Source organism: Curtobacterium sp. MCSS17_016, assembly GCF_003234255.2.
GTDB classification, from domain to species: Bacteria; Actinomycetota; Actinomycetes; order Actinomycetales; family Microbacteriaceae; genus Curtobacterium; species Curtobacterium flaccumfaciens.
Genome location: NZ_CP126254.1, coordinates 1,947,857 through 1,973,659 on the forward strand (window position 1 = coordinate 1,947,857; position 25,803 = coordinate 1,973,659).

The window sequence follows — 25,803 nt, forward strand, 5'->3', positions numbered from 1 at the left end:
GTGGGCGATACCAGACTCGAACTGATGACCTCTTCGGTGTGAACGAAGCGCGCTACCAACTGCGCCAATCGCCCCCTGCACTGTTCGTGCGGATCGATACTAGCGGAAGTCCGGCGGTGCATCGAACACGTCGCGCGGCCCGGGTGTGGCGCGCTGTCCGCAGGGGGTGTCGAACCGCCCCGATCCGCATGAACTCGGGGGACACGCCCGGTGAACGGGGAGGATTTTGGTGGAAGTGCCCCGGTGCGTATAGAGTTTACGTCGTCGCCGCGACAGCGGAACGACAAGTGCGGATGTGGCGCAGTGGTAGCGCATCACCTTGCCAAGGTGAGGGTCGCGAGTTCGAATCTCGTCATCCGCTCGAGTGTGGGTCTTCTTGAAGGCCCGCGACTCACCAGAGGGTATCCCACCGTTCGGGTACTCACGGAGACGTGAACCTCGATGGTGGGGTGGCCGAGAGGCTAGGCAGCGGCCTGCAAAGCCGTCCATGCGGGTTCGAATCCCGTCCCCACCTCCAGATCCACCCTCCAAGACCTTGATGGACTCCGGTCCACGCAGGGACTTGGGCGATTGGCGCAGCGGTAGCGCGCTTCCCTGACACGGAAGAGGTCACTGGTTCGATCCCAGTATCGCCCACCACCACGAAGCCCCCGGCAGGACCACCAGGTCCGGTCGGGGGCTTCGTCGTTCGTGGATCGTGCCAGCGGCTGTGGGCTAGCGTGGGGACGTTCGGAGCCGAGCAGGCTGTTGGGAGAACGACCACCGCATGACCGTGATGATGCTGCAGCAGGACACCGTCGACTTCGACGCGGTCAGTGAAGTACTCGGGGAGATGTACCCGAAGGTGCGCCTCGAGCCGCCGCGTGGTCGGGTGCGGTTCCGCGCGGACATCCGTGGCGACGACCGACTGAGCATCGCGCGCCTCTCGATGGGCTTCCACGCGCAGGTGACCGTCGAGCCGGCGGGGGTCTTCACCTCGGCCACCCGACTCGGCGGCGGACTCCGGACCGAGCACGGTGACGGCGGAGAGCTCGGCGGGGTGCTCTTCGGTCAGGAGGAGACCGTCGCCGAGTACGACGGTTCGGAGCTGCTCGTCGTCAACATGCCGGAGTCCTCGCTCCTCCAGCACGCCGTCCGTGCCGAGGGAGCCGACACCGGCGTCCTCCGGCTCCACGGCCACCGGCCGATCCCGGAACGTGCCGACGTCTGGGCACAGGCGGTCTCCCACGTCCACCAGAACGTCGTCCGGGTGGACTCTGCGTTCCGGAACGAGCTGGTCCGCACCGCCGCGTTCGACTACCTGCTCAGCGTCGCGACCTGGGCACTGCCGTTCGAGACCGTCACGCGGGTCTTGGCCGGCACCGGGGCGGGGGCGGCAACGGTCCGGCGGGCCGCCGCGTACATGGACTCGCACCTGAGCGACCCGATCACCCTCGAGGACGTGGCGGCGGCGGCACGGGTGTCTTCCCGCGGACTCCATTCGACCTTCCGTCGGCAACTCGACATGACGCCGATGACCTACCTGCGCCGCGCCCGGCTCGCCGAGGCGCACCGGGAGCTCCTCGACGATGAGTCGAAGCTGATCAAGGACGTCGCGGCGAAGTGGGGGTTCAGCAACCAGGGACGGTTCACCCGCCTGCGACGTGAGATGTACGGCACGGACGGTCACCGGACGCACTGACCAGATCGGTCGTCGTCGGCGGCGCACGCACCGACACCCACCGACCGTCGCTGGCGGTCTGGTCCGCCGTCCGCCAGGGTGGTCACGTGACCGCCCCGTCGACGACCACGCCCCCTCGGCTCGCTCCGCTGTACGCCGCGGGGTTCGTGACCGCCTTCGGGGCGAACGGCATCGCCGCGGCGGTCGGCGGCGAGCACCTCGAACTCGGTCTGACGCTCGCGTGGCTGGGGCTCTTCCTGGCGCTCTACGACGTCGCCGAACTCGTCCTCAAGCCGGTCTTCGGCGCACTCTCCGACCGCATCGGCCCGCGGCCGGTGATCGTCGGCGGACTCATCGTGTTCGCGGCGGCCTCGCTCATCGGCGTGTTCGGGACCGGACCGTTCTGGCTCGGGCTCGCCCGCCTGCTGCAGGGTGCCGGAGCCTCCGCGTTCTCGCCGGCGTCGTCCGCCGCGGTCGCGCGACTCGTGCCGGCGCATCGTCGCGGGACGTACTTCGGTCGGTACGGCTCGTGGAAGGGTCTCGGCTACGCCGGGGGACCGGTGATCGGTGCACTCGTGGTGCAGTTCGGCAGCACGCAGTGGCTCTTCGGGATCCTGGTCGTGATGGCCCTCGTGACGGCAGTGGCGGTGCTGATCGCCGTCGAGCCGATCGTGCCCCTGCCCCGGCAGCGGGCCACGCTCGCCGTGATGGTCCGAGCGGCCACGGACCGCCAGTTCCTGATCCCGGTCGTCGTCCTGGCCGTCGGCAGCGCTGCGATCGGTGCACTGACCGGGATGCTCCCCGCGCTCGGTACCGAGCTCGGCATCCCGCTCCTGGTGTCGACGCTCGCGGTCGCCGTCCTCGCGGTGACGTCGTCGCTCGTGCAGCCCGTCGCCGGCCGACTGCACGACGCCGGGCGTCTCGGTACCGGGGTGGCGGGTGTGGCCGGGACGGCCGCGGTTGCCGCGGCCTTCCTGGTGGTCGCCGTCGCGCCGTCCGCGGTGGCGGTCTTCATCGCGGCGCTGCTCGCCGGGGCCGGTGTCGCCACGCTGACGCCCGTTGCGTTCGCGCACCTCGCCGGGTCGACTCCGCCGGACCGGCTCGGTCGCACCATGGGCTCAGCAGAGCTCGGGCGCGAGACCGGGGACGCCGTGGGACCGCTCGTCGTCGGTGGTGTCGGCAGCGCGATCGGGCTGCCCTTCGGGTTCGCAGCGTTCGCGGTCGTGGCGCTGGTCGGGACGCTCGTGGCATCGCGGTTGCCGTCGGCGGTTGCTGCTCGGCGGGACGCGTAGGCCACCGGATTCAGTGGTCTGTTTCGGCCTCGAGCGCTTCCCTGAGCCGTCGGAGCGCCGTCGGTCCGATTCCGTGCAGCCGTGCGAGTTGATCGACACCGACACGGCGGACGTCGGCGAGCGTGTGCACTCCGGCGGCCTGGAGCGCCCTCGTCGCCGGTGCTCCGATGCGCGGGAGATCGGTTCCGTCCATGTGCCAACGGTACGTGTCGGCGGTAGCGTGGCAAACGGGCGACCACGCAGGTCGGGCCCGACGAGGGGGCACCATGAGGATCCTGAGCACCGTGGCACGAGGACTGGGCTGGTTGCTCACGACGGTCGCGAAGACGCTGGGCGGGATGTGGGGCGCGAAGCCGTTCACCGATTCGCACGCGGCGCAGGTCCCGCCATGTCGCGAGGACTACCGCCCCTAGGCAGCGAGACCGGGGTTCCTCGCCGTCATCGTAGGATCGTCGGGCCGCATCCAGCGGAACGACGGGGGAGCACCTGATGGAACAGCACACCGAACAGCGCACGCGACCGCGGGTCGTCACGGTCGCCGTGGCGCTCTGGTGGGCGTCCGTCATCATCAGCCTCGTGGCCGCTGCGCCCGGCATGGTCGTGTCCATGCGCGAAGCCGGCGGCGCGATCATCGGGGCGTCGCTCGGGCTCGTCCTCGTCCTCGCCTGGTCGGCACTGTTCGTGTGGCTGGCGACGCGGATGGGACGAGGCTCCGGGAACGCGCGACTCTGGCTCGCCATCATCGCCGGGCTGACTGCCTTCAGCGAAGTGCTCACCATCGCCACCGACGGCGTGGACTGGAGCCTCGTCGACGCCGTCTGCGTCGTCGTCGCCGCGGTGCTCAGCTACCTGCCCAGTGCCCGTCCGTTCTTCCCGCGGGACGAACGACGCCCGCGATCAGCGGGACCCCGCACCATCGGGTGGGACCCGACGACGGGTGAGCGCATCTTCGAGACGCCTCCGTCGGGCGACCGCGCGCACTGACGCGAACCCCGAGGAACAGCCGGAGAACGTGCGTTCCCCATTGTGGGGGTACCGCGGACCGACGCCGGATGGTTCCATTCAGAGGTCGGCATCCTCCGGGTGCCGATGAGCCACGGACCGTCTTGCGTCGCAGTGAAGGTGGTCGCCGCTGGTTACGGTGACCACGAGGTGCCGTCGAGTCGATTCGGGTTCGACACGGCGGCGCCTCCCACACACCGGGGGACCGTCCGACCAGGAAGCAGCACCATGCGATCGCTCGTCTACACCAGCACCCAGACCCGTCCGATCACGGATTCCGAACTCGCCCAGATCCTGGCGGTCGGTCGCGAGAAGAACACCCGGCTCGGCGTCACCGGCATGCTCGCGCACCGCGACGACAACTGCATCGGGATCATCGAGGGCGAGGACGACGTCGTCCGCGAGCGCTTCGACCAGGTCCGGGCCGACCCGCGGCACACGAACGTCCGGGTGCTGCTCGACGAGCCGATCGCCCAGCGCTCGTTCCCGGACTGGTCGATGGCGTTCCAGTCCCTCGACCCGCTGATGCACGACGTTCCGGGGTTCAGCGACCTGTTCAGCCCGGGTCGCCCGACCGATCCGGCGTTCGGGGCCTCCCGCGCTCGCGCACTCCTGGACTGGTTCCGGAAGCACCCGCTGGCACCACTGACGAACCAGAACGCCGCCGACGAGGAAGTCCCGCGCACCCGGGCGATCAACGGTGCGATCGCGCTCATCCACGACGGGGGACTGTCACGCTTCTCGCTCGAGGGCGTCGCGTCCCGGTCGGGGATGCGGCAGGCCGAGCTCCTCGAGCTCTTCCCCTCCGAGCACGCACTGCTGGCCGCCGCGGTGATGCGGTGGACCCGCGCGGTGTCGGCACCGCTGCTGCCGCTCGCCGGTGAGAAGGGCACGGTGGCGTTCCTGCACGCGCTGCTCTCCGCCCACGCCGAGGACCCGTCCCTCATGCGCCTGATCGCCGCGACGCTGGCCATCTCGACCGACCCGTCGACGGACGGCGCCGACTACTACCGGTCCGCGTACCTGCAGTTCCGCGAGACCGTCCGCACCGCGCTGCAGGAAGACGTCCGCGCCGGCCGCGAACCGGCGACGATGGACCCGATCCGCGGGGCACAGCAGCTGCTCGCCCTCTACGACGGCATCCGCCTGCAGGCGCTGCTGACGCCGGACACCGACGTCGTCGACGCGTTCGACCGTGCCGCCGCCCGCATGCGCCGCGGCTGGTCCGAGCAGTACGAGGAGACCACCGTGTGGGACATCTCCGCGCCGGCCGTGGACTGACGCTTCAGCGAACCAACCGGACTGTCCGCGGGATGGGTCCGAACGCCGACTCGGCACCGTCGGGCGTGAAGCCGTTCCGCCGGTAGAAGGCGTGCGCCCGCGGGTTGTCCGCTGCCACCCACAGCGACGCCGGACGATCGGCGAGCACGGTGTCGAGGAGTGCCTGGCCGGCGCCGGTTCCTTGCGCACGGGCCAGGACGTAGAGCGTCGTCAGCTCCTCGGGGCGGACGGCATCCGGCTCGGGGGTCGTCTGCGCCGCGGCGAAGCCCACGACCCCGGAACTGTCGAGGGCGACCCGGACGGCTCCTCGGGCGTCAGAGCTCGCGAGCGTCGACCGCCACATGTCGACCCGGCGACCCGCGTCGAACCACGGGCTCGTGTCCGGGTCGTCGACGAACCGGCCGTAGGTCTCTCGCCACGACACCGTGTGCACGTGGGCGATCGCATCCGCATCAGCGAGCGTGGCCGGGCGGATCAGCGTCGAGACGTCGTCATCGTTCCCCACTCGATCAGGGTAACGACCGGCGTCCGGTGCTCAGAGCTGGAGGTCCAGGTCGAAGAACCCGGCACCGCCGAGGAACAGCGGCACGATGACCCCGAACAACGTCAGCGTCGCCCCGATCAGGATCGCTGCGAACGCGATGCCGTCGCCCCGCTCACCGGTCAGTCGCACGTCGCGCCGCGCGATGAACCCGACGACGAGACCGCCGATCGGTGCCACGAACGCGAGGGCGATCGCCACCACCGCGAGCAGGCTCAGGGGCGGTACCGGCACGGCTGCCGATGCGGGGGACCCGGCGGCGCTCGGCGCGGTCTGGTCAGGAGCGAGGTCGGTCACGCCGGTCAGCCTAGGGGCGACGAGGATTCCTCCGCTCACCCCTGACCGAGGTTCGTCACCAGGTTGATGGGCGACCGCGATCAGCACCGTCCCGAAGAAGTACGACAGCAGCGCGTGCGGCAACGCCTTCCGCCGGGTCTCGCTGTCGTCCGGCTCGACCTCTGGTGCCGCGTACGACATGCCGATCGTGAAGGCGAAGTAGGCGAAGTCGCTGTAGGTCGGCCGCCCGTCCTGCTTGACGTCGAACCCGCCGCCCCGGTGGTCGAGGAAGAACATCCGGGCGTACTTCAAGGCGTAGACCGTGTTGACCAACGCCCACGCCACCATCGTGCCGAGCACGCCCAGGATGACCGCCGCGACGGAGGCCGGATCTCGCGCCTGGCTGGCTTCGCTCAGCGCCAGGACGACGGCGGCGAGACTCGCGAAACAGGCCACGATGAGCGCGTTGTCACTGACCCGTGTCTCGGACTCCTCGCGTGCGAGACGCTCGGTGCCGTCGGCGTCCTGGCGCCAGCACTTGTGCCAGACCTGGACCAGCGCGATCAGGCCGGCCGTGCACCAGGCCGCGAGCGGCCCGAGGGACGGAGCCCCGGTGAAGGTCAACGCGACCCCGGCCAGGACCCCGACCCCCACGATGACGAGGGCCCGGCGCGTGGAGAGAATCCGATCGTTCATCGTCGTGCCTTCATGGTCGTTCCTTCCTCCTGTCCGCTGCGTGGTCGGTCGTCACACGCCGGGGGTGAAGACGGCGCGGACGCAGCCGTCGTCCTTGTTCTTGAACATCTCGTACCCGCGCGGCCCTTGCGACAGTGGCATCACGTGCGTGGCGAGGTGCTCGGTGCTGATCTCGCCCGCGGCGATGCGGTCGAGGATCATCGGGATGTAGCGGTGCCCGTGCTGCTGAGCGCCGCGGACGGTCATGCCCTTGTTCATGATCGCGCCGAACGGGAACTTGTCGACGAGCCCACCGAAGACCCCGAGTGAGAACAGGCTGCCGCCCTTCCGGCAGGCGTAGATCGCCTCGCGCAGGGCGGTCGGCCGGTCGGTCTGCAACCGCAGCTGCTGCTTGGCCTGGTCGTACAGGTACAGCGGTCCGGTGCCGTGCGCTTCCATGCCGACGGCCTCGATGCACACGTCGGGACCCCGACCGCCGGTGCGTTCCTTGAGTTCCGGGAGCACGGCGTCGCTCGTGTAGTCGAGCGTCTCGGCACCGATGTGCTCGCGCACCTGTCGCAGCCGTTCGGGCAGACGGTCGATCACGATCACCTGCTCGGCGCCGAGGAGCATCGCTGCACGAGCGGCCATCTGGCCCACACCACCGGCGCCCCACACTGCGACGGTGTCACCCGGTGTGATCCCGGCCAGGTCGGCTCCGGTCCACCCGGTGGGTGCGGCATCGGAGGCGAACAGGGCGGCCGTGTCGGACACACCATCGGGGACCGTGAACGCCCCCTGATCGGCGTAGGGCACGCGGACGTACTCGGCGTGGCTGCCTGCGAACCCGCCGAGCGCGTGGCTGTAGGCGAAGCAGCCGCCGATCGACGACCCCCACATCGCCTCGGTCAGCCCCGGGTTCGGGTTGCCGTTGTCGCAGAGTGAGAACTGCCCGTGGGTGCAGTACCAGCACTGCCCGCAGGCGATGAACGAGCAGACGACGACCCGGTCGCCCACCTTGTGCTTCGTGACGGCCGATCCCGTCTCGACGACCTCGCCCATGAACTCGTGCCCCAGGACGTCACCGGATCGCATGGTCGGGATGTACCCGCCGAGCAGGTGCAGGTCCGAGCCGCAGGTGGTGCTCAGACGAACCTTCAGGATCACGTCGTGCTCGTTGAGGATCTTCGGGTCCTCCACCGTCTCCACCGCGGTCTCGTTGACCCCGGTCCAACAGAGCGCCTTCACAGCACACCCTCCTCGTTGCTCCGTTTCGTCGCCACGTCCACCAACGCGCCGGTGGGTGTGGCCTTCCGTCGGCCGTGGGGGACCGGATCCACCCGGAGCACCTCGCCGACCTCGATGAGTTGCTTCGCCTCACGCAGAGCGGCCCGCAGCCGACCCTGAGAATCCGGGCCGCCGCCACGGAACCGGGCACGGAGCTCGGTGCCACGATCGCCGGGCGCGGGACGGGCCTCCACCTCGACGTCCTGCCCGAACGCCGTGAGCGGCGCGGGGATCCGCCCGCCTGGCAGCACCTCGTCCTGCCCGCGGTTCACCGTGACCGCATGCCAGCCGGAACGCGGTTCGGCCAGCCCCTTCCGTGCGGGCCCGGGTGCGCCGCGTCGGCGGCGCGAGACGACGATGCCGACGGCAGCCGTGACCATCGCAGCGGCGGCGAGGTTCCGGGCCCTCATCGTGGTGTCCCAGCGAGGAGTCGGTGGGCAGCGGACGCGTTCGCGCCACACCGCCGGGGAGTCGTGTGTTCCATCGCGGCCTCCTTGAGTCGCATCGGTGCGGATCAACGGGACGGGAGCGACGACCGCGCGATCGTGCCGGTCGGGGTCGCGGAGTCGCTCCTGTCGATCCACGATGAGCGTGGCCTCCCTGGCGCCGTCCCGGGTTGTCCGTGATGCGCTGCGGCAGGTGACGGCAGCGAGACGGACGGGAGGCCCGGTGCCAGCTGGCACCGGGCCTCCCGTCCGTCCTGGGGTCGCGTGTCAGACGCGCACGGCACGTTCGTCGGGGACGCAGTGCGTCATCATCAGCCCGTCGACGTCGCGGGAGCCGTTGTGGCCGAGGTTCGCCAGGCGGGCGAGCTCGTCGTCGCTGAGCGTCTGGGACTGCAGCGGGGGCAGGTCCTTGACCTCGTCGAGGGTGATGCCGAGTCCCTCGCCCACGCGACGACCCAGGTCGTCCTCGACCATGTAGAAGTGCCAGAGCATGCGCTCCTGCACCGGACGGGCCGCCTGCGAGATGAGGTCGACGAAGTTCGCGACGAGGTCGTCGCGCTCCCAGTCCTGCAGGAGCAGGTACCGCTGGCCGGCCTGGGTGTAGTCGTTCGTCCGGGGGATCCGCTTGCGGGTGAGACGCCCGACGATCTCCGGCCCCTGGTCGTCGTGGGTCGGGTACTCCGCCTCGCGCAGGCCGCCGGTGATCGACGGCTCGTAGTTGACGTGCGGGTTCTCGCCGCCGTGGTCCTGGTGGTACGCCATCTGTCCGTCGCGCTGGTTGGTCGCGACGGCGCCGTTCTTCGGGGCGTTCACCGGCAGCTGCAGGTAGTTCGGGCCGACGCGGTAGCGCTGCGTGTCCGAGTACGAGAACGTGCGGCCGACGAGCATCTTGTCGTCGGAGAAGTCCAGGCCGTCGACGAGCACGCCGGTGCCGAAGGACAGCTGCTCGTTCTCGGCGAAGTGGTTCGTGACGTTGCGGTTCAGGACCATCTTGCCGACGGGCTTCGGCGGGAACTCGTTCTCCGGCCACACCTTCGTGTCGTCGAGCGGGTCGAAGTCGAGCTCCGGGTGCTCGTGGTCGTCCATGAGCTGCACACGGAGCTCCCACTCGGGGTACTCACCACGCTCGATCGCCTCGTACAGGTCCTTCGACGCGTGCCCGAGGTCGCCGGCCTGCACCGCGGCGGCGTCGGCCTCGGTCATCGAGGACACGCCCACCGACGGGATCCAGTGGTACTTGACGAGCTTGGTGTCACCGTCCGCGTTCACCCACTTGTAGGTGTTCACGCCGAAGCCCTGCTGGGCGCGGTAGTTCGCGGGGATGCCGCGTGGACTGAACAGGTTGACGAGCATGTGCATCGACTCGGGGGTCTGCGACATGAAGTCGAAGATGCGCGCCGGCTCCTGGCGGAAGGTCACGGGGTCGGGCTTGAGGGAGTGGATCACGTCGGGGAACTTGATGGCGTCGCGGATGAAGAAGACGCCGAGGTTGTTGCCGACGAGGTCCCAGTTGCCGTCCTCGGTGTAGAACTTCACGGCGAAGCCGCGCGGGTCGCGGGCAGCCTCGGAGGAGTCACGGCCGCCGATCACGGTGGAGAACCGGATCGCCAGGTCGGTGCGCTTGCCGGGCTCCTGGAACAGCTTCGCGCGGGTGTACTGCGCGATGGGTTCGTCACCCCACGTGCCGGTGGCCTCGAAGTACCCGAAGGCGACGGCACCGCGCGCGTGCACGACCCGCTCCGGGATCCGTTCGCGGTCGAAGTGGCTGATCTTCTCGAGGAACTGGTAGTTCTCGAGCGTCGCCGGGCCACGGGCCCCGACGGTGCGCTGGTTCTGGTTGTCGTAGACGGGGTGGCCCTGGCGGTTCGTCAGGATGCGGCGGTCGTCGCCCTCGGCGGGCGGTTGGCTGGAGACGTCGGTCATGTCTCGTCCTCTCTGCGGTCGCGGTCGGCTCGGGTTCCCGACCGAGTGTGGACCGGGGCGCGGGCACGCCCTCCCAGCGGCGCCGAGGACGCGGACGAGGGCCGCTCGCTTGCGCGGACGCCGCTGTCGAGCCGTCAGTACGAGGTGCGACCGGTGGCTGCGGCACCGAGCACCGCGGCCGCACCGTGGGCGAGCAGGGTCCCGTCGGTGACGACGGCGACGCGGTCGAACCCGAGCGCGCGGAGCCGTTCGGCGCGGGCCAGGTCACCGGCGAAGGCGCCGGTGCGCTTGCCGGCGCGGCGGGCTGCGGCGACGATCGCGGGGAGGGGGTCCGTGGCGCTGTCGGCGTCGAGCAGCTCGCGCAGATCCACGCCGAGCCCGATCGACAGGTCGAAGGGGCCGACGAACACCGCCGAGACGCTCGGGACCGCCAGGATCTGCTCGGCCGCACGGAGGCCCTCGGGTGTCTCGAGCATCACCCACACCTCGGGGTCGGCAGCGGCGGCGGATGGTGCCGCGCCGCCCCAGACACCCGCCATCGGCCCCCAGCTCCGTCGGCCCCGCGGTGGGTAGTGCGCGGCACGGACGGCGTGCTCGGCCTGCTCGACGGTCTCGATCATCGGGACGATCACGATGTCGGCGCCGAGGTCGAGCGCACGGCCGATCGCGGCGTCCGAGCCCTCGGCGACGCGAATGGCAACGGGGACCTGCGGTGCGACCGCGGCGAGCGCCGGCATCGTCGCCAGGAGTGTGGCGTCGTCGAAGGCGCCGTGCTGGGCGTCGAGGCCGAGCCAGGCGAACCCGTTCTGGGCGATCTGCGCGGTGGTCCGGGGTTCGCCGAGCGTGCACCACACGCCGTCGGCGCGGCCGTCTCCGAGTGCTGGCACCGTGGTCCTCCGTCTGGTCTGCCGTCGCGATCGCCGGTGGTTCGTCGGCCGGCGCGTCAGGCTACCGTCCACGGAGCGCTCGGCGCTCGTCCGCCGGGACTGGAGGCGTGGCCTCATGCGCACGCATGGGACATGGACAAGTGCTCACCTTCGGGTGTAGTCCTGTGCGCAGGACGCACCGCACGGGCGATCACAGGTCGCCAGCACCCACCAGCACCACAGCACCAGTCGGGACCTGCAGGGAGGTCGGACGGACATGCGTGACGAACGTGACGTCGGCCAGCGGACTGGCTCGCTTCCGCAGGGCGGCGACGGGATCCGGGTGGCGTTCGGGATCGTCGGCGCGGTGGGCGTGCTCGCCGGACTGGCTGCGATCGTCCTGCCCCACGCGACGCTGTTCGCGGTGTCGTGGGTCTTCGGGATCTACCTGGTCGTGTCGGGGGCGGCGCTGGTCGTCCGGGGACTCCAGGTGCACCCTCGGGTCTGGTGGCGTCAGGCCGGGCTGGTGGTCCTCGGGGCGCTGGTGGTCGCCGGCGGTGTCGTCGCGATCGTGTTCCCGCCGATCGGGGCGCGGTGGGTGGCGCTGCTGCTCGGGTTCGCCTGGATCATCGAGGGCATCGCACTCATCTACGCACCGTGGGTGGGCCGCCGTGCGCTGACCGTGGTGCTCGCCGTGCTCAGTGTGCTGAGCGGCATCCTGGTGATGAACCTGCCGGGCCTCGGCGCGCTCGTGACGGTGGCCGCGGTGGGGAGCGTGCTCATCGTGTTCGGTGTCGTCCAGCTCGTCGTCGCGTTCAGCTGGCCGCGTCCGGAGGGGGAGCGGACCGGCCTGCCGGTCCCTGGCCCCTGATGCTCGCCGTCCGCTGGGAGCAGCAGGGACCGAAGTCGTGGGTGGCGCGCGACCACGGGACCAGCCTGGGGCTCGTGCTGCACGTCCGTGGGCGGTTCCTGGCGTTCGACCAGGACGACCGCCCACTCGGGAGCGCAGCGTCCCTGGCGGCGGCCCAGCAGCTCGTCGCCGGTGCCGTCCGCTCGAGTGCCCCGGCCCGGCGGGACACCGTCGCGGTGGTGCTGTCCGTACTCGCGGCGCTGACCGTCGGGGGAGCGGCCGTCGTGCTCGCCGCCCGCGCCCTGATCTGAACGACGCCGTGCGGGTCAATCCGAACTCTCCGGACGGTGCACCCACTGCCGGAGTGCGGCCGTGACCGCGACGGGGTCCTCCCACGGCGCGAGGTGGCCGACGTCGTCGAGCACGACGACCTCGGGGTGCCCCGGCAGCGCCGTCTGCAGGTCGTACGCCTGGTGCAGGGGGATCCAGGGGTCCTGCCGCCCCCACCCGATCCGGGTCCGGCACCGCACGGAGCCCAACAGCTCGGCCACGGCCCGGGTGTCGTCGGGGGTCAGCGCGGCGATCTGGAGTGAGAACGCGACCTGCCCTTCGGGGCCGGCCCACGGCCGCGCCAGGGTCTCGAGGTCCGCCGGCGAGAAGCCCCGCGACGACGCACCGTCGATGTACTGCCGCACCAGGGCGGCGTGCAGGTCGCCGGGGAGTCGGTCGAAGACGTCACGGTGCTCCGCCACCAGCCGGAAGAGCGGAGACCCCCAGGGGTCGAGCACGACGGCGTCCCAGAGGAACAGGCTCGCGTACTCGGCACCGTGCAGCAGGTGCGCCCGGAGCGCCACTGCGCCGCCCACGTCGTGTGCGACCAGGTGGGGTCGATCGAGCCCCCACCGGTCGAGGAGCGCGCCGAGACGGATCGCCTGTGCTCGGAGCGTGGTGTCCACGGTCGGCCCGCGGTCCGAGTCGCCGTACCCGGGCATGTCCCAGAGGAACACCCGGTGGTCCTGCGCGAGCGCCCGGCCGACCTCGGTCCAGACCGCCGACGACCAGGGTGTGCCGTGGCACAGGACGACGTCGCCGCGTGCCGGTCCTGACGGCACGAGGACCCTCGTGGCGATGGTCGTGCCGTCCACGACGACGGGGACCGGAGCGGGGAGGGGGACGGGGAGGGGCACTCGGCGTGGCAGCATGGTCTGACGCTAGGACCTCAGGTCGACCTGAGGTCAAGAGGAACGAACGGGGCACGGTGCGGATCGGTGCAGCAGCTCGGCGGATCGGCGTCGAGGCCCACGTGCTGCGGCACTGGCACGACACGGGGGTCGTCGTCCCCGATCGAGCGCCGTCGGGACACCGGGAGTACTCCGAGGAAGACGTCCGTCGCCTGCAGGTCGTCCGGGCCTGCCAGGGCGTCGGCATGAGCCTGGCGGAGATCCGGCTGGTGCTCCGGCGGAGTGAACCCGACCGGTCCGGAGTGATCGCCGAACGTCTCCGCCGGATCCGGGCGCAGCGTGACCAGCTGGCCGATGCCGAGCGGTTCCTCGAGCACGTGATCGACTGCACCCACGACCTGCTGACGCGGTGCCCGTCGTGCTCCGCGTACGCCTCCTCGGGCACGCGGCTCGGGCCGGTGCCCTCCGCACCGGTACCGTTGCGTCCGTGAACGACGACCCCGATGCCGCCATCGCCCAGCACGTCCACGACGCTTGGGACGGTTCCCTGCGCCTGGTGCACATCACGATCTCGGATGAGGACGGTGACGCCTACCCCGGGCAGGACGTCGACCGGTGGGTGATCGACGTCCGCGTCCCGATCACCGACGACGACGACGAGACCGAGGCGGTCTCCGTCGCCGAGGTCACCGCGTTCACGAGCCGTGCACCGGAGTCGCTCGAGGCGCTGGTGCTCGGCTACCAGGTCTCCGACGTCGCCGGGTCCTTCGCGTCCGCCGTCGCCGCGCAGGACGCGACGGGGGAGACGTTCTTCTCGCTGCAGACCCACGCCGCCGAGATGCTCGGCAAGCCCGACCTGCTCGCCGTCGACCGGCTCACGGTCCGTCCCGCGTACCGGGCGCTGCCCGGACTGGTGCCGGCGATCGTCGACGCCGTCCGCCACGGACCGGCCGGCCGCACCGCATCGTGGGTGCTCACGGACCCGTCGGTGTGGGACGTGCCGTTCGGTGAGGACGACCGGTCCGCCGGCGCGTTCGTGCAGTGGGCCGACACCGCGGTGCTCACCTCGATGAACGCCGCGCCGGACGACCTGGAACACCTGTCGCTCGTCCCGCCGGCCGGTGGCATCGTGATGGGGTCCCGGGCGGACGAGGTGCACCTCGGCGACGCTATCGACCACGCGATGACGCAACCCGCGATCGCGGTGCCCTTCGACCTGCCGCCGAAGCTCCCCGCCAGCATCTGGGCCGCCGCGCCCGAGGACGTCCACGGCGTGCACCCGGACGAGACCACCGGGTCGATCACGGTCGAGACGCACGACGAACAGCTCGAGGTCGTCGGTTCGCCCGGCACCGCACCGCAGCTCGTGGGGATCTCGGCCTCGGCCGACGCCGCGACCCAGGAGTGGCTCCGCACCGTGCACCAGCGTTGGTGGCAGTACGAGCCGGACCTGCACGCCCGCATCCACGACGTCGTCGACGAGTACCTGTCCACCGGACACATCGAGTCGGCGTCGGACGAGCTCGCTGGGCACCTGCACGCACCCGACCTGCCGCCGTACCGGACGGAGTGGCCGGGGAGCGGTACCGTCCTGCTCGAGGAGCTCGGCGAGGACACCGAACCCATCGTCTTCGACGCCGTGCTCGAGGACGGCACCCGGCACGAGCACATCGGCGTGGTCGTCGTGCACGAGTCCGGACACGTCCGCGCGTTCCTGCACGACGAGTGGGAGCCCGGGTTCCCGGCCGCCGAGGCCGCGGTCGCGCACCTCATCAGCCTGGGTGCCGGAGAGTTCTTCGCGGACGCCCTGCACGACGAGCTGTCAGCGGGTGTCGAGCACGCGATCCTGACGGGAGACGTCCGCGGCCACTGACGGGCAGCCCTGGGTCGGCTCAGATCGGGCGGTAGATCGCGATCGGCGGGGTGTCGTCGTCGCCCGCGTCGTGGGCGTCGCCCGTCGCGAGCCAGGTGCGGCCCTCGTGCTCGATCGTGGTCGGCAGGTCGCCGTGCACCAGGATCCGGATCGCGGGGGCGTCGCCGTCGACCAGGTCGACGCCGTGGGCCTCGGTCCCGCCGGGATTGTCGTGCACGTAGCTCATGGTCCGATCGAACTCCGTCGACCTGACGGACCGCCCGCGCCGCGCCGGACACGCCCGGAACCTTCACCGGAACCGGTGATGCCGCCCTTCTTCGGGTAGAGTCATCTCCGCACGGCCAGGACGGCGTGTGAATGCGGATGTGGCGCAGTGGTAGCGCATCACCTTGCCAAGGTGAGGGTCGCGAGTTCGAATCTCGTCATCCGCTCAGAACAGGAAGACCGGAACCCCCGTCGCTCGGAAGAGCGGCGGGGGTTCCGTCGTTGCGGGGCGTCGCGGCACCGAAGGCGTGGGGGCCCAGCGGGCGCAGGCTTCGGGTTCCCGCGCCCACCGGGCGCGGAGGCGACCCTGCCCCCACTGGCACGCGCCGGGTGGGTGGCCCGGCGCAGTTCCGAGGATGTATCCGGAGCCGTCCCCCGTTCGGGTGGGAACCGGATCCACGGTTGCGGGAACCCGCAAGAAACCCGCACGACCCGCCGCGCAAGCCTTGTGCTACTCGATGCCGTCCGGTATCGGCGCCGACATCGTGCGGGCGCCGGGCAACCCCACCCACCGTCGGGCCCCGGACTCGACGACCGTGACGAGCACCGTGTCACACCCGCGGCAGCGCGCCACCGACCCCATCGCGGTGCGGTAGACGGTGGTCTGCCCGAGCACCCCGAGCGACCCGCACCCGGCGCAGCGCAGGGCGACCACGGTCGGCTCGGGTCCCAGACTGTCGGCCAGTGTCCCCGCCAGCGCGTTGCCGTCCACGACGACCATCAGTTGCCCCCGAACCGTTCGGCGCGGACGTCACTCGTGTCGTGTCCGAGCTCGGTGAGCCAGCGCAGCACCTGCTCGACGAACGGCGTCGACCCGCACACGTAGACCAGGGCGCCCGCGTCCGGCGGGAACACCGCGGCAGCGAGCGTGTCCCGCGTCAGCCGTCCGGCCGGCACGGTCGAGCCTGGAGGCGCGGTGCGGCTGTACACGTGGGTCACCTCGAGCGGTGCCCGGCTCGCGAGCGCCTGGTCGAGTTCCGCACGGAAGAAGACGTCGTCCGGTGTGCGGACGGCCGCGAGGAGCCGGAAGGGCGCCGGGTCGTCCGCCTCGGCGTGGGCGGTCACCATCGCGACGAGCGGCACGATGCCGGAGCCGCCGGCGATGAGCTGCACCGGCCGGGTGGACTCGCCCGGCCGCCAGACGAACCAGCCGCCCAGGGGGCCGTGGACCTCGAGTGCATCGCCGACCTCGACGGCATCGACGAGGAACGGCGAGACCTCGCCGCCGTCCACCCGGTCGACCGCGAGGACGACGTCGGTCGCGGGGCCGGCCGACGCGATCGAGTACGAGCGCTGTGCCTGGTAGCCGTCCTCGGCGGTCAGCCGCAGGTCCAGGTGCTGCCCGGGGTCGTTGCCCGGCCAGGTCGGGACGTCCAGGACGATCCGCCGCGCGTTCGTCGTCTCGCGGCCGACGGACGCGACGGTGGCGGCGTGCCAGGCCGGCCGCCTGCGGGTGGCGGGACGAGCGACGGGGGTGATCCGTGCCTCCAGGCCGGTGTCGGGGAGCGTCACCAGTACCGCTCTTCCTTCCACGGGTCGCCGTGCAGGTTGTAGCCCGCGTTCTCCCAGAAGCCGGGCTCGTCGTCGGACTGCATGACGATGCCGCGCACCCACTTGGCGCTCTTCCAGAAGTACAGGTGGGGGACCAGCAGGCGGGCGGGCCCACCGTGCTCGGGCGTCAGGGGCTCGCCGTCGGCCTCGAACGCGATCCAGGACTTGCCGTCGAGCAGCTCGTCGAGCGGGACGTTGGTCGTGTAGCCGCCGTAGCTGTGCACCATGCAGTAGTCGAGTTCGGTCTCGACGTCCGCGAACAGGCGGTCGAGCGGGACACCCCGCCACGGCATGTCGAGCTTGGTCCAGTGCGTGACGCAGTGGATGTCGACCGTGACGTCCTCGACGCCGAGTGCGTGCACCTCGTCCCAGGTCCACTGGTGCAGGCCGGACTCGGTGCGGATCGAGAAGGCCCAGTCGGTCGGCTCGATGTCGGGCGTCGCCCCGGCGGACAGGACGGGCCAGTCGCGGACCAGGGTCTGACCTGGCGGGATGCGGGTGTCGTCGCGGTCGTCGCGGCGACCGCCGAACCCGCGGGTGAACGTGGCCATGGTCCTCCTCGGGGACGTCGGTGCGTTCCCGATCATGCCGTGTGCCGGGCGGTGCCGTGTAACGGGTTGGTAAACGTTCCACCCGTGTACGGAACGGTCGTGCGCGGCGGCGGATCCGCGCGGGCTCGCCGATCGGGTCGGACGCGGTGGTGATCCGCGCGTCAGGAGCGGGCTTGGGGGATCGGCCCGGGACCTCTATCGTTCACCGGAACGATTACAGGAGGGGTCACCCCGAATGCAGCCCATCGTCCCCGAACCCCGCAATGCCCACGGTCCGAGCCGTCGGGCGCTCATCACCGGCGCCGCCGGTCTGGCCGGCCTCGGCCTGCTCACGCTCGCCGGATGCAGCTCCGGTGCGACCGCCGGCACCCCCACGATCCCCGAGGCCGCGGCCACCGGCGTCGCCCGTCGCGGCGGACGCCTGCGCATCGCGCGGCCCGCCGCGTCCGCCGCCGAGACCCTCGACTCCGCGAGCTCGCTGTCGGCCTACGAGTACCTCGGCGCGCTGTACAACCGGCTCGTCAAGCTCGACCAGCAAGGCACCCCGGTCCCGGACCTGGCCGAGGAGTGGTCCGCGAACGCCGACGGCACCGAGTGGACCTTCGCGCTCCGCCGGGGCGTGACCTTCCACGACGGCTCTCGGTTCACCGCCGACGACGCCATCGCGAGCATCCGGCACATCCTCGACGAGAAGACCGGCAGCCCGCAGGCCGGGGTGCTCGGCGAGGTCATGGACGCCGACTCGATGCGCGCCGTCGACCCGTACACGCTGCGCTTCTCGCTGACCAAGCCCAACGCCGAGTTCCCGTCGCTGCTCACGGCCTACCAGTGCTACATCGTGCCGGCCGACGCCATCGCCGACATCGGCCGCACCGGGATCGGGACGGGGCCGTTCCGGCTGTCGTCGTTCACCCCCGCCGGTGCCGGCAGCGTCGAGGCGTTCCCGGACCACTTCGCCGGCCGCCCGGCGCTCGACGGCATCGACTTCTACTCGATCCAGGACACCACCGCGCGGGTGAACGCCCTGCTCGCCGGGCAGATCGACCTCATCTCGCAGACCAACCTGGACTTCGCCACCGCCCGGGTGGTCTCGGCGTCCGACCGCGCCACCGTCGCCCGGTCGAAGAACGCCCAGTGGTACACGATCCCGATGCTCGCCACCAGCGACGAGTTCAGCGACCCGCGGGTGCGCCAGGCGATGAAGCTCGCCTACGACCCTCGGAAGATCGTCGACACCGCCCTGCAGGGCACCGGTTCGGCGGGTTGGGACAACCCCGTGCCGCCGCAGCTCGCCGCGTTCGTCGACGACCACCGCGAGTACGACCCGGACAAGGCCCGGGCGCTGCTCAAGCAGGCCGGGCACGAGGACTTCCGCGCCGCGATCTACACGTCGAGCTACGAGTCGGTGTTCACCCCGATGGCCGTCGCCTACCGCGACGCCGTCGCCGATGCGGGCATCCGTCTGACCGTCCGCAACGCCAGCTCGGACTCGTACTACACGCAGATCTGGATGCAGAAGCCACTCATGGTGAGCTACTGGTTCACGGGGCGGCCGATCGACCAGCTGCTCAACCAGATCTTCCGCTCGGGGTCGTCGTACAACGAGAGCGCCTGGTCGAACGAGACCTTCGACGGGCTGCTCGACGACGCCCGCGCCGAGATGGACGACGCCAAGCGGCTCACCCTGTACCAGGACGCCCAGCGGCTCGTCGTCGAGGACGGTGCCGACATGACGCCGATGTTCGGCGACCGGCTCGTGGGGTTGTCCCGCGACGTCGTGAACTACTCGGAGTACGGCTTCGAGTTCGACTACCTGCGGATCGGACTGCGCCGATGACGACCACGAACACACCGTCGGACGTCCTCGTCCCCGTCCTCCGCCGCGTCGGCATCGCCGTGCTGACCGTGGTGCTCGCCTCGCTGTTCGTGTTCCTCGCGGTGCAGGCGCTCCCCGGTGACGTCGCCCAGCAGCTGCTCGGGCAGAACGCCACCCCCGACGCCGTGAAGCACCTGCGCGAGACCCTCGGTCTCGACCAGAACGTCTGGCTCCGCTACCTGCAGTGGCTCGGCGGCGCCGTGCACGGCGACTTCGGCACCTCGCTCGTCAGCGGGGAACCGGTCGCCCCGACGCTGTTCACGGCCTTCCGGAACAGCATGCTCATCGCCGTGCCCGCGATGCTCGTCGGCGTCACGGTGTCCCTGACGCTCGGTGTCGTCGCCGGTGTCCGCCGCGGTCGTCCGAGCGACAAGGTGATCTCGATCGTCAGCCTGGTCGTGATGAGCGTGCCGGAGTTCATGGTCGCCACCGTCCTGGTGCTGCTGTTCGCGATCGGCCTTCCGGTGTTCCCCGCCGTCGTGCTGCGGGGGAGCGACGCCACCGTCGCCGAGCTGCTGCCCACCATCTGGCTGCCGATCATCGTGCTGACGCTCGCGATGGCCGCCTACATCGTGCGGACGGCCCGCTCGTCGACCATCGACGTGATGGCGTCGGAGTTCGCCACGACGGCCGAGCTCAAGGGCCTGACGATGCGCCGGGTGGTGTGGAAGCACGCGGTGCCGAGCGCCCTGCTGCCGACGCTCAACGTCGTCGCGCTCAACGTCGCGTGGCTGCTCGGCGGTGTCGTGGTGGTCGAGAACGTCTTCAACTACCCGGGGATGGGCAAGCTCATGCTCGAGTCGGTGTTCAACCGCGACCTGCCCACAATCGAGGCGATCGCCCTGCTGAGCGCCCTGATCTACGTCGTGTGCAACCTGGCCGCCGACCTCGTCGCGCTCGCACTCGACCCGAAGCTGCGGACCCGCCAGCGACGACCGCGCACGCGCACCCGCGGCGCCCGCAGCACCAGGAAGGCCGCCGCATGACCGCCACCGCACCCCGCCGCCGCGTCGGACGCGACGTGCTCGCCGGCGCGCTCGCACCCCTGCGCGGGTCGACGGCGCTGAGCATCGGCCTCGGCCTCATCGCCCTGCACGTCGTCCTCGCCCTGCTCGCGCCGGTCATCGCCGGGCACGACCCGGTCGCCACGAACGCGGGCGACGTGCTCGCCGGTCCGACGTGGACGCACTGGCTCGGCACCGACCAGTACGGCCGGGACGTGCTGTCCCGCACGCTGAACGGCGGCCGGTACGCGCTGTCCGTGACCTTCCTCGCCACCACGATCGCCGTCGCGGTCGGCACCGTGCTCGGCTGCGTCACGGCCTACGCCGACAACTGGTTCGACGAGGTCGTCATGCGCGTCGTCGACGCCCTGCTCAGCGTGCCGTCGATCCTCGCGCTCCTGGTCGTCGTGACGGTCTTCGACGCCGGCCTCTGGGTCATCGTCCTCGCCGTCACCGTCGTCTACGCCCCCGCGGTGACCCGGGTCGTCCGCGGCGCCGCCCGCACCGTGATCACCCAGGACTACGTCACCGCTGCCCGCGCCCGGGGCGAGCGGCCGCTGTCGATCGTGTTCCGCGAGATCCTGCCGAACGTGCTCGACGTCGTGCTCGTCGAGTACGCGATGCGGGCCTCGTGGATCGTGCTGCTCGTCGCGTCGCTGTCCTTCCTGGGCTTCGGCGCGAACCCGCCGACCCCGGACTGGGGCCTGATGGTGCAGGAGAACCGCACCGCGCTCACCGTGGTGCCGCTCGGCACCCTCGCCCCGATCGTGGCCCTCGCCACGCTGGTGATCGGACTGAACCTCGCGGCCGACGGCCTGAGCAAGTCGCTCGGCGTCGACCGCGCCAAGCAGGGAGTCAGCGCATGACCCGCACCGACACCGGCACGACGTCCGCCGCGACGACGACCGTGCCCGACGCGATCGTCCGCGTCGACGACCTGTCCATCTCGTACGCCGCCGGCAAGCGACGCGTCCCCGTCGTCCGGGGTGTCTCGTTCACGATCGAGGCCGGTCGCACCCTCGGCCTGGTCGGCGAGTCCGGCAGCGGCAAGTCGACCGTCGCGCGAACGCTCCTCGCACACCTGCGCGCCGGGTCGGCGATCGACGGCGGGACGGTCCGCGTCGACGGCGCCGACGTGTTCGCCCTGTCGCCGGCCGGCCGCCGGGCGCTCCGCGGCGGCACCGCCTCGGTCGTCGCCCAGAACGCCGGACAGGCGCTCACCCCGTCGATGCGCGTCGGCGAGCAGATCCGCGAGGCCCTCCGCGCCCACGGCGAGCCCGACGGCCCCGAACGCGTCGCCGAGCTGGTCCGGCTGGTCCGGCTGCCGGACCCCGACGGGATCGTCCGCCGGTACCCGCACCAGTTGTCCGGCGGGCAGCAGCAGCGCATCGCCATCGCGATGGCCGTCGCCGCCCGACCGCGCGTGCTCGTCCTCGACGAACCGACCACCGCCCTCGACGTGGTCACGCAGGCCGCGGTCCTCGACCTGGTCGCCGACCTCGGTCGGCAGCTCGGCATGGCCGTCCTGCTCGTCAGCCACGACCTCGGGGTGGTGTCCGCCATGGCGGACGAGATCGCCGTGATGCGCGACGGCGAGGTCGTCGAGCACGCCGCCACCACGGCGCTCTTCGCCGCACCGCAGCACGAGTACACGCGCGCCCTGCTGGCCGCGGTGCCGGACGGGCGACGGCCTGGAGGGACGGGCCACGTGCCCGACGACGCGACCGCCCCCGGGACGGTCGGCTCCACGGCCACCGGCACCGTGCCTCCCGGAAGTCCCGCCCGCCCCGTGGTGACCGCGGACGACCTGGTGATCCGCTACGGCCGCGGCCTGCCGGCCGCCGTCGACGGCGTCTCGTTCACGATCGCCGCGCACGAGACGCTCGCCGTCGTCGGCGAGTCCGGCAGCGGCAAGTCGACGCTCGCGACGGCGCTGGCCGGCCTGGTACCGGCCGAGTCGGGGACGTTCGCGTACGACGACGGCACGACGAGCGGCGACCTGCGCGAGCCGATCGCCGGCCGCGCGCCCGCCCTGCGGCGCGCCGTGCAGCTCGTGTTCCAGAACGCGGACACGTCGCTCAACCCGCGGCGCACCGTGGGTGCAGCCGTCGCGCGGCCGCTCCGGCTGTTCAGCGGCTCGTCCTCGCGCGAGCGCGTGGCCGCCCTGCTCACCCAGGTCGGACTCGGGCCCGAGTTCGCCGACCGCCTGCCCGCGCAGCTGTCCGGTGGGCAGCGACAGCGCGTCGGGATCGCGCGCGCACTGGCGGCCGAGCCGTCGCTCGTGATCGCCGACGAGATCACCACGGCGCTCGACGTGCAGGTGCAGGCGGGGATCCTCGCGCTGCTGGCCGACCTGCAGCGCGAGCGGGGCCTCGCCTGCCTGTTCATCAGCCACGACCTCGCCGTGGTGCGGGGTGTGGCGGACCGGGTCGCGGTGATGACCGGCGGCCGGATCGTCGAGATCGGGCCGACCGAGCGGGTGTTCACCGGCCCGAACCACCCGTACACGTCGACGTTGCTCGCGGCGACGCTCGAACCCGGCAGCACGACCCTGCCCGACGTCGGTGACGGGGTGCCGCGCTGGCGGCACGCTGACGGCTGGACCGACCACGGCGACGGACACCGCACCCGCAACTGGGAGGACGCATGACCACCGACGACGGCACCGCCGCCACCACCTTCACCGCCATCGGCGACCCTGGCTCGCTGCCCGCGGGCGTGACGGTCCGCGACGAGTGGATCCCGATGCCCGACGGTGTCCGGCTGCACGCCCGGATCTGGGCGCCGTCGCAGTCGCCGACGCAGTCGGGTGCGCCCAGCGACCCGACGCCGGTGCTGCTCGAGTACCTGCCGTACCGGCTCGACGACTGGACCGCACCGCGCGACTCGGAGCGGCACCCCTGGTACGCCCAGCACGGCTACGCCTCGGTGCGGGTCGACATCCGCGGCACCGGGTCGTCCGACGGGTTCTTCGACGACGAGTACAGCGAGCAGGAGCTGCTCGACGGCGAAGCCGTGATCGCCTGGCTCGCCGAGCAGCCGTGGTCGACCGGTGCCGTCGGCATGTTCGGCATCTCGTGGGGCGGCTTCAACGCGCTGCAGCTCGCAGCCCGGGCACCCGCCGCCCTCAAGGCCATCGTGACGGTCTGCTCGACGGATGACCGGTACGACAACGACGTGCACTACGTCGGCGGCGCCGTGCTCGGCATCGACATGGCGGCCTGGGGCGCGACGATGTTCGCCTTCAACTCGCGGCCGCCCCGGCCCGAGGTCGTCGGTGCCGGGTGGATCGACCGGTGGCGGGAACGCCTCGAGGCGAACCGCCCGATGACGCCGGTGTGGCTGGCACACCAGGAGCGGGACGGCTACTGGCGGCACGGCAGCGCGGCCGAGGACTACGACGGCATCCGCGCCGCGGTGCTCGCGGTCGGTGGCTGGGCGGACCCGTACCGGGACGCCGTGCTGCGGCTCGTCGACCACGTCAGCGCCCCCGTGAAGGGGATCGTCGGCCCGTGGTCGCACCAGTACCCGGACCGTGGGCTCGCGCCGGGGCCGTCGATCGGGTTCCTGCAGGAGACCCTGCGGTGGTGGGACCGCTGGCTGCGCGGGGTCGACACCGGCGTCGAGGACGACCCCGCACTGCGGGCCTGGATCAACGAGGGCGAAGCCCCCGCGCCCTACTACGCCGGCCGCCGCGGTCGCTGGATCGGTGCCGAGGCGTGGCCCTCCGCCGCGACCCACGAGCGTGTCCTGCCCCTCGCCGCCCTGCGCGGCGGTGACCTCGGGCCGGTCGTCGTGCGGTCGCCGCAGCACACCGGGGTGGACGCCGGTCGGTTCTTCCCGTTCGGCAACGCGACCGACCTGCCGACGGACCAGCGCGCCGAGGACGGCCGTTCGGTGACCTTCGACCTGCCCGTCGGCAAGGCGTTCGACCTGCTCGGCAACGTGCTCGTGCGGCTGTCCGTCACGAGCGACCAGCCCCGGGCCACCCTGACCGTGCGGCTCTGCGACGTCGCACCGGACGGCTCGTCGACGCTCGTCACGCGCGGGGTGCTGAACGCCGCGAAGCGCGACGGCATGGACCGCGACGACGTGCTCGAGCCCGGGACGCCCGCCGACCTGCCCGTGCGCCTGGTCTCGACCGGACACCGGTTCGCCGCCGGACACCGGCTGCGCATCGCGGTCTCGTCGTCGTACTGGCCGTGGGTGTGGCCGCACGGCGTCGAGGCCACGGTGACGATCGACCCGACCGCCTCGAGCGTCACCCTGCCCACCTGGACCCGATCGGCCGACGACGGGGTGGTCTTCGCCGAGCCCGAACGGTCCGAGCCCCTCGTGATCGAGCGCGTCGCGCCGGCCGACCCGCTGCCGCAGCGCACGGTGACGCACGACGTCGAGACGGGGGAGTGGACGCTCGACGTCGACCCCGGGTACGGCGGCGGGCGCGTCTACCCGGACGGCCTGGTGTTCACCGAGGACGCCCGCGAGACGTACCGGATCCGCTCCGACGACCCGACCAGCGCACGGGCGAGTTCCCGCTGGGCGATCGGGCTGACGAAGCCGGAGTGGGCCGCGCGCCTCGAGACGACGTCCGAGGTCACCGCCGACGCCGACACCTTCCACGTCGTCAACACCGTGCGCGCCTGGGCACGCGACGGCGGACCCGACGAACCCGAGGTGCTCGTGACCGAGCGGACATTCGTCGACGACGTCCCACGGACCTCGGCGTGACCGCGGCGGCACGCGTCCGGCAGCGGCCGGAGGTCCGACGCGCGATGATCGTCGAGGCCGCCCGCGCGGTGATCGTCCGGAACGGCGTCGGCGCAACCGGACTGCGCGACATCGCGGCCGAGGCCGGCGTCTCCGTCGGCACCGTGACGTACCACTTCGGCAGTGTCGCGGAGATCCTCAACGAGGTCGTGGTGCTCGAGACGGAGCGCTTCTACGGCGCCATCGTCGCAGCGGTCGACGCCGAACCCGACGTGCTGGTGGGGCTGCGGATGCTCGTCGCCCCGCTGTTCGGCGACACCGAGCAGGTCCGGCAGCACTGGCGGATCTGGTCCGACTACTGGACCGCGGTGGTCCGGCGGCCCGAGGTCGCCGCCGAGTACGCCGAACGCATCCGCGTCTGGGAGGCCTGCCTGGTGCGGGTCATCCGGCGCGGGGTGGACGCGGGGGTGTTCGGTGGCACACGCCAGGGCAGCGACGGCGGCGACCCCGTCGACGCCGAAACCGTCGCGCTGCAGCTCGCCGCGTACAGCGACGGCGTCGCGACCCAGATCGCCCAGGGCGTCCCGGGGCTGACGAACACGGTCGCCCTGTCGTGGATGTGGCGGTTCCTGTCGCACGAACTCGGTGTGCCCGCTGTGGACATCGCCGGAATGGGTCGTTCCCCCTTGTGATG

Annotated in this window: 26 protein-coding genes and 5 tRNA genes; 18 read left to right on the forward strand and 13 right to left on the reverse strand. The window is 71.6% G+C overall.

What is annotated here, in order from left to right:
* Position 1: 1 nt before the first annotated feature.
* A tRNA-Val gene (locus tag DEJ19_RS09245) sits at positions 2–74 on the reverse strand.
* Positions 75–289: 215 nt separating this feature from the next.
* Here DEJ19_RS09245 and DEJ19_RS09250 point away from each other — a divergent pair.
* The 5 genes from DEJ19_RS09250 (at position 290) to DEJ19_RS09270 (ending at position 2,952) form a co-directional block, all read left to right on the forward strand.
* A tRNA-Gly gene (locus DEJ19_RS09250) sits at positions 290–361 on the forward strand.
* Between the two features lie 82 nt (positions 362–443).
* Positions 444–517 (forward strand) — tRNA-Cys (locus tag DEJ19_RS09255).
* Between the two features lie 47 nt (positions 518–564).
* A tRNA-Val gene (locus DEJ19_RS09260) sits at positions 565–639 on the forward strand.
* 127 nt (positions 640–766) lie between these two features.
* A complete protein-coding gene (locus DEJ19_RS09265; RefSeq protein ID WP_111232765.1) occupies positions 767–1,681 on the forward strand; it encodes a helix-turn-helix transcriptional regulator in 915 nt (304 codons plus the stop codon).
* Between the two features lie 86 nt (positions 1,682–1,767).
* A complete protein-coding gene (locus DEJ19_RS09270) occupies positions 1,768–2,952 on the forward strand; it encodes an MFS transporter (protein WP_258377354.1) in 1,185 nt (394 codons plus the stop codon).
* Positions 2,953–2,962: 10 nt separating this feature from the next.
* Here DEJ19_RS09270 and DEJ19_RS09275 read toward each other — a convergent pair whose 3' ends face one another.
* The gene (locus tag DEJ19_RS09275) at positions 2,963–3,145 is read right to left on the reverse strand and encodes a helix-hairpin-helix domain-containing protein (RefSeq protein WP_111232763.1); all 183 of its coding nucleotides are present in this window, start codon (positions 3,143–3,145) and stop codon (positions 2,963–2,965) included.
* Positions 3,146–3,441: 296 nt separating this feature from the next.
* Here DEJ19_RS09275 and DEJ19_RS09280 point away from each other — a divergent pair, with 296 nt between their 5' ends.
* Together DEJ19_RS09280 and DEJ19_RS09285 are read left to right on the forward strand one after the other, a co-directional pair.
* Positions 3,442–3,936, forward strand: a complete 495-nt coding sequence (locus DEJ19_RS09280; protein WP_111232762.1) for a hypothetical protein — start codon at positions 3,442–3,444, stop codon at positions 3,934–3,936.
* A gap of 246 nt (positions 3,937–4,182) precedes the next feature.
* Positions 4,183–5,235, forward strand: a complete 1,053-nt coding sequence (locus tag DEJ19_RS09285) for a BLUF domain-containing protein (RefSeq protein WP_181441476.1) — start codon at positions 4,183–4,185, stop codon at positions 5,233–5,235.
* Positions 5,236–5,239: 4 nt separating this feature from the next.
* Here DEJ19_RS09285 and DEJ19_RS09290 read toward each other — a convergent pair whose 3' ends face one another.
* The 6 genes from DEJ19_RS09290 to DEJ19_RS09315 all read right to left on the reverse strand — a co-directional run bounded on the left by DEJ19_RS09290 (position 5,240) and on the right by DEJ19_RS09315 (position 11,270).
* Entirely contained in the window at positions 5,240–5,740 is a 501-nt protein-coding gene (locus DEJ19_RS09290; RefSeq protein ID WP_111232760.1) for a GNAT family N-acetyltransferase, read from the reverse strand.
* 30 nt (positions 5,741–5,770) lie between these two features.
* Positions 5,771–6,748, reverse strand: coding sequence for a DUF1345 domain-containing protein (locus DEJ19_RS09295; protein ID WP_220035297.1), 978 nt, complete (start codon positions 6,746–6,748; stop codon positions 5,771–5,773).
* 51 nt (positions 6,749–6,799) lie between these two features.
* A complete protein-coding gene (locus tag DEJ19_RS09300; protein ID WP_111232759.1) occupies positions 6,800–7,975 on the reverse strand; it encodes a zinc-dependent alcohol dehydrogenase in 1,176 nt (391 codons plus the stop codon).
* Complete coding sequence (locus DEJ19_RS09305) at positions 7,972–8,424, reverse strand: hypothetical protein (RefSeq protein ID WP_146250622.1); 453 nt, start codon at positions 8,422–8,424, stop codon at positions 7,972–7,974. Before DEJ19_RS09305 ends, DEJ19_RS09300 begins: the two co-directional genes overlap by 4 nt.
* Before the next feature lie 303 nt (positions 8,425–8,727).
* Complete coding sequence (locus DEJ19_RS09310; protein ID WP_111232757.1) at positions 8,728–10,383, reverse strand: catalase; 1,656 nt, start codon at positions 10,381–10,383, stop codon at positions 8,728–8,730.
* A gap of 134 nt (positions 10,384–10,517) precedes the next feature.
* The gene (locus tag DEJ19_RS09315) at positions 10,518–11,270 is read right to left on the reverse strand and encodes an HpcH/HpaI aldolase family protein (protein ID WP_181441475.1); all 753 of its coding nucleotides are present in this window, start codon (positions 11,268–11,270) and stop codon (positions 10,518–10,520) included.
* 256 nt (positions 11,271–11,526) lie between these two features.
* Between DEJ19_RS09315 and DEJ19_RS09320 the strand changes: the two genes are divergently transcribed.
* Both DEJ19_RS09320 and DEJ19_RS09325 read left to right on the forward strand, forming a co-directional pair.
* Positions 11,527–12,120, forward strand: coding sequence for an HdeD family acid-resistance protein (locus tag DEJ19_RS09320; protein WP_111232755.1), 594 nt, complete (start codon positions 11,527–11,529; stop codon positions 12,118–12,120).
* Complete coding sequence (locus DEJ19_RS09325) at positions 12,120–12,410, forward strand: hypothetical protein (protein ID WP_111031764.1); 291 nt, start codon at positions 12,120–12,122, stop codon at positions 12,408–12,410. Before DEJ19_RS09320 ends, DEJ19_RS09325 begins: the two co-directional genes overlap by 1 nt.
* A 15-nt stretch (positions 12,411–12,425) precedes the next feature.
* Here the strand turns inward: DEJ19_RS09325 and DEJ19_RS09330 are convergent, their stop codons facing one another.
* Positions 12,426–13,301 (reverse strand): alpha/beta fold hydrolase, encoded by an 876-nt coding sequence (locus DEJ19_RS09330; RefSeq protein ID WP_111232754.1) that lies wholly within the window; start codon positions 13,299–13,301, stop codon positions 12,426–12,428.
* 56 nt (positions 13,302–13,357) lie between these two features.
* Between DEJ19_RS09330 and DEJ19_RS09335 the strand changes: the two genes are divergently transcribed.
* Positions 13,358–13,771: a helix-turn-helix domain-containing protein gene (locus tag DEJ19_RS09335; protein WP_111232753.1), complete on the forward strand. Its 414-nt coding sequence runs from the start codon at positions 13,358–13,360 to the stop codon at positions 13,769–13,771.
* On the forward strand, positions 13,768–15,153 hold the full coding sequence (locus DEJ19_RS09340) for a hypothetical protein (RefSeq protein WP_111232752.1): 1,386 nt from the start codon (positions 13,768–13,770) through the stop codon (positions 15,151–15,153). The genes DEJ19_RS09335 and DEJ19_RS09340 overlap by 4 nt, the downstream gene beginning before the upstream one ends.
* A 19-nt stretch (positions 15,154–15,172) precedes the next feature.
* On the opposite strand, the gene DEJ19_RS09345 is transcribed toward DEJ19_RS09340, so the two are convergent.
* Positions 15,173–15,379, reverse strand: a complete 207-nt coding sequence (locus DEJ19_RS09345; protein ID WP_111232751.1) for a hypothetical protein — start codon at positions 15,377–15,379, stop codon at positions 15,173–15,175.
* Positions 15,380–15,512: 133 nt separating this feature from the next.
* Here DEJ19_RS09345 and DEJ19_RS09350 point away from each other — a divergent pair.
* Positions 15,513–15,584, forward strand: a tRNA-Gly gene (locus tag DEJ19_RS09350).
* Between the two features lie 284 nt (positions 15,585–15,868).
* On the opposite strand, the gene DEJ19_RS09355 is transcribed toward DEJ19_RS09350, so the two are convergent.
* Genes DEJ19_RS09355 through DEJ19_RS09365 form a run of 3 tightly spaced genes read right to left on the reverse strand, consistent with a single transcriptional unit; the run spans position 15,869 to position 17,519 of the window.
* Positions 15,869–16,138: a DUF6510 family protein gene (locus DEJ19_RS09355; RefSeq protein ID WP_111101151.1), complete on the reverse strand. Its 270-nt coding sequence runs from the start codon at positions 16,136–16,138 to the stop codon at positions 15,869–15,871.
* Positions 16,138–16,929, reverse strand: a complete 792-nt coding sequence (locus DEJ19_RS09360) for a ferredoxin reductase (RefSeq protein WP_111092549.1) — start codon at positions 16,927–16,929, stop codon at positions 16,138–16,140. Before DEJ19_RS09360 ends, DEJ19_RS09355 begins: the two co-directional genes overlap by 1 nt.
* A complete protein-coding gene (locus DEJ19_RS09365; RefSeq protein ID WP_027465568.1) occupies positions 16,926–17,519 on the reverse strand; it encodes a molybdopterin-dependent oxidoreductase in 594 nt (197 codons plus the stop codon). Before DEJ19_RS09365 ends, DEJ19_RS09360 begins: the two co-directional genes overlap by 4 nt.
* A 235-nt stretch (positions 17,520–17,754) precedes the next feature.
* Between DEJ19_RS09365 and DEJ19_RS09370 the strand changes: the two genes are divergently transcribed.
* From DEJ19_RS09370 to DEJ19_RS09395, 6 genes are read left to right on the forward strand one after another with little or no spacing between them, the layout of a single operon-like run.
* Positions 17,755–19,356, forward strand: a complete 1,602-nt coding sequence (locus DEJ19_RS09370) for an ABC transporter substrate-binding protein (protein ID WP_111232750.1) — start codon at positions 17,755–17,757, stop codon at positions 19,354–19,356.
* Complete coding sequence (locus tag DEJ19_RS09375) at positions 19,353–20,381, forward strand: ABC transporter permease (RefSeq protein ID WP_111232749.1); 1,029 nt, start codon at positions 19,353–19,355, stop codon at positions 20,379–20,381. Before DEJ19_RS09370 ends, DEJ19_RS09375 begins: the two co-directional genes overlap by 4 nt.
* Entirely contained in the window at positions 20,378–21,265 is an 888-nt protein-coding gene (locus DEJ19_RS09380) for an ABC transporter permease (RefSeq protein ID WP_071244656.1), read from the forward strand. The genes DEJ19_RS09375 and DEJ19_RS09380 overlap by 4 nt, the downstream gene beginning before the upstream one ends.
* Complete coding sequence (locus DEJ19_RS09385; RefSeq protein WP_111232748.1) at positions 21,262–23,049, forward strand: dipeptide ABC transporter ATP-binding protein; 1,788 nt, start codon at positions 21,262–21,264, stop codon at positions 23,047–23,049. The genes DEJ19_RS09380 and DEJ19_RS09385 overlap by 4 nt, the downstream gene beginning before the upstream one ends.
* Complete coding sequence (locus tag DEJ19_RS09390) at positions 23,046–25,130, forward strand: CocE/NonD family hydrolase (RefSeq protein ID WP_111232747.1); 2,085 nt, start codon at positions 23,046–23,048, stop codon at positions 25,128–25,130. The genes DEJ19_RS09385 and DEJ19_RS09390 overlap by 4 nt, the downstream gene beginning before the upstream one ends.
* Positions 25,127–25,801 carry a TetR/AcrR family transcriptional regulator gene (locus tag DEJ19_RS09395; RefSeq protein WP_110863768.1) on the forward strand — a complete coding sequence of 225 codons (675 nt, stop codon included), beginning with the start codon at positions 25,127–25,129 and terminating at the stop codon, positions 25,799–25,801. The genes DEJ19_RS09390 and DEJ19_RS09395 overlap by 4 nt, the downstream gene beginning before the upstream one ends.
* Positions 25,802–25,803: the final 2 nt, after the last annotated feature.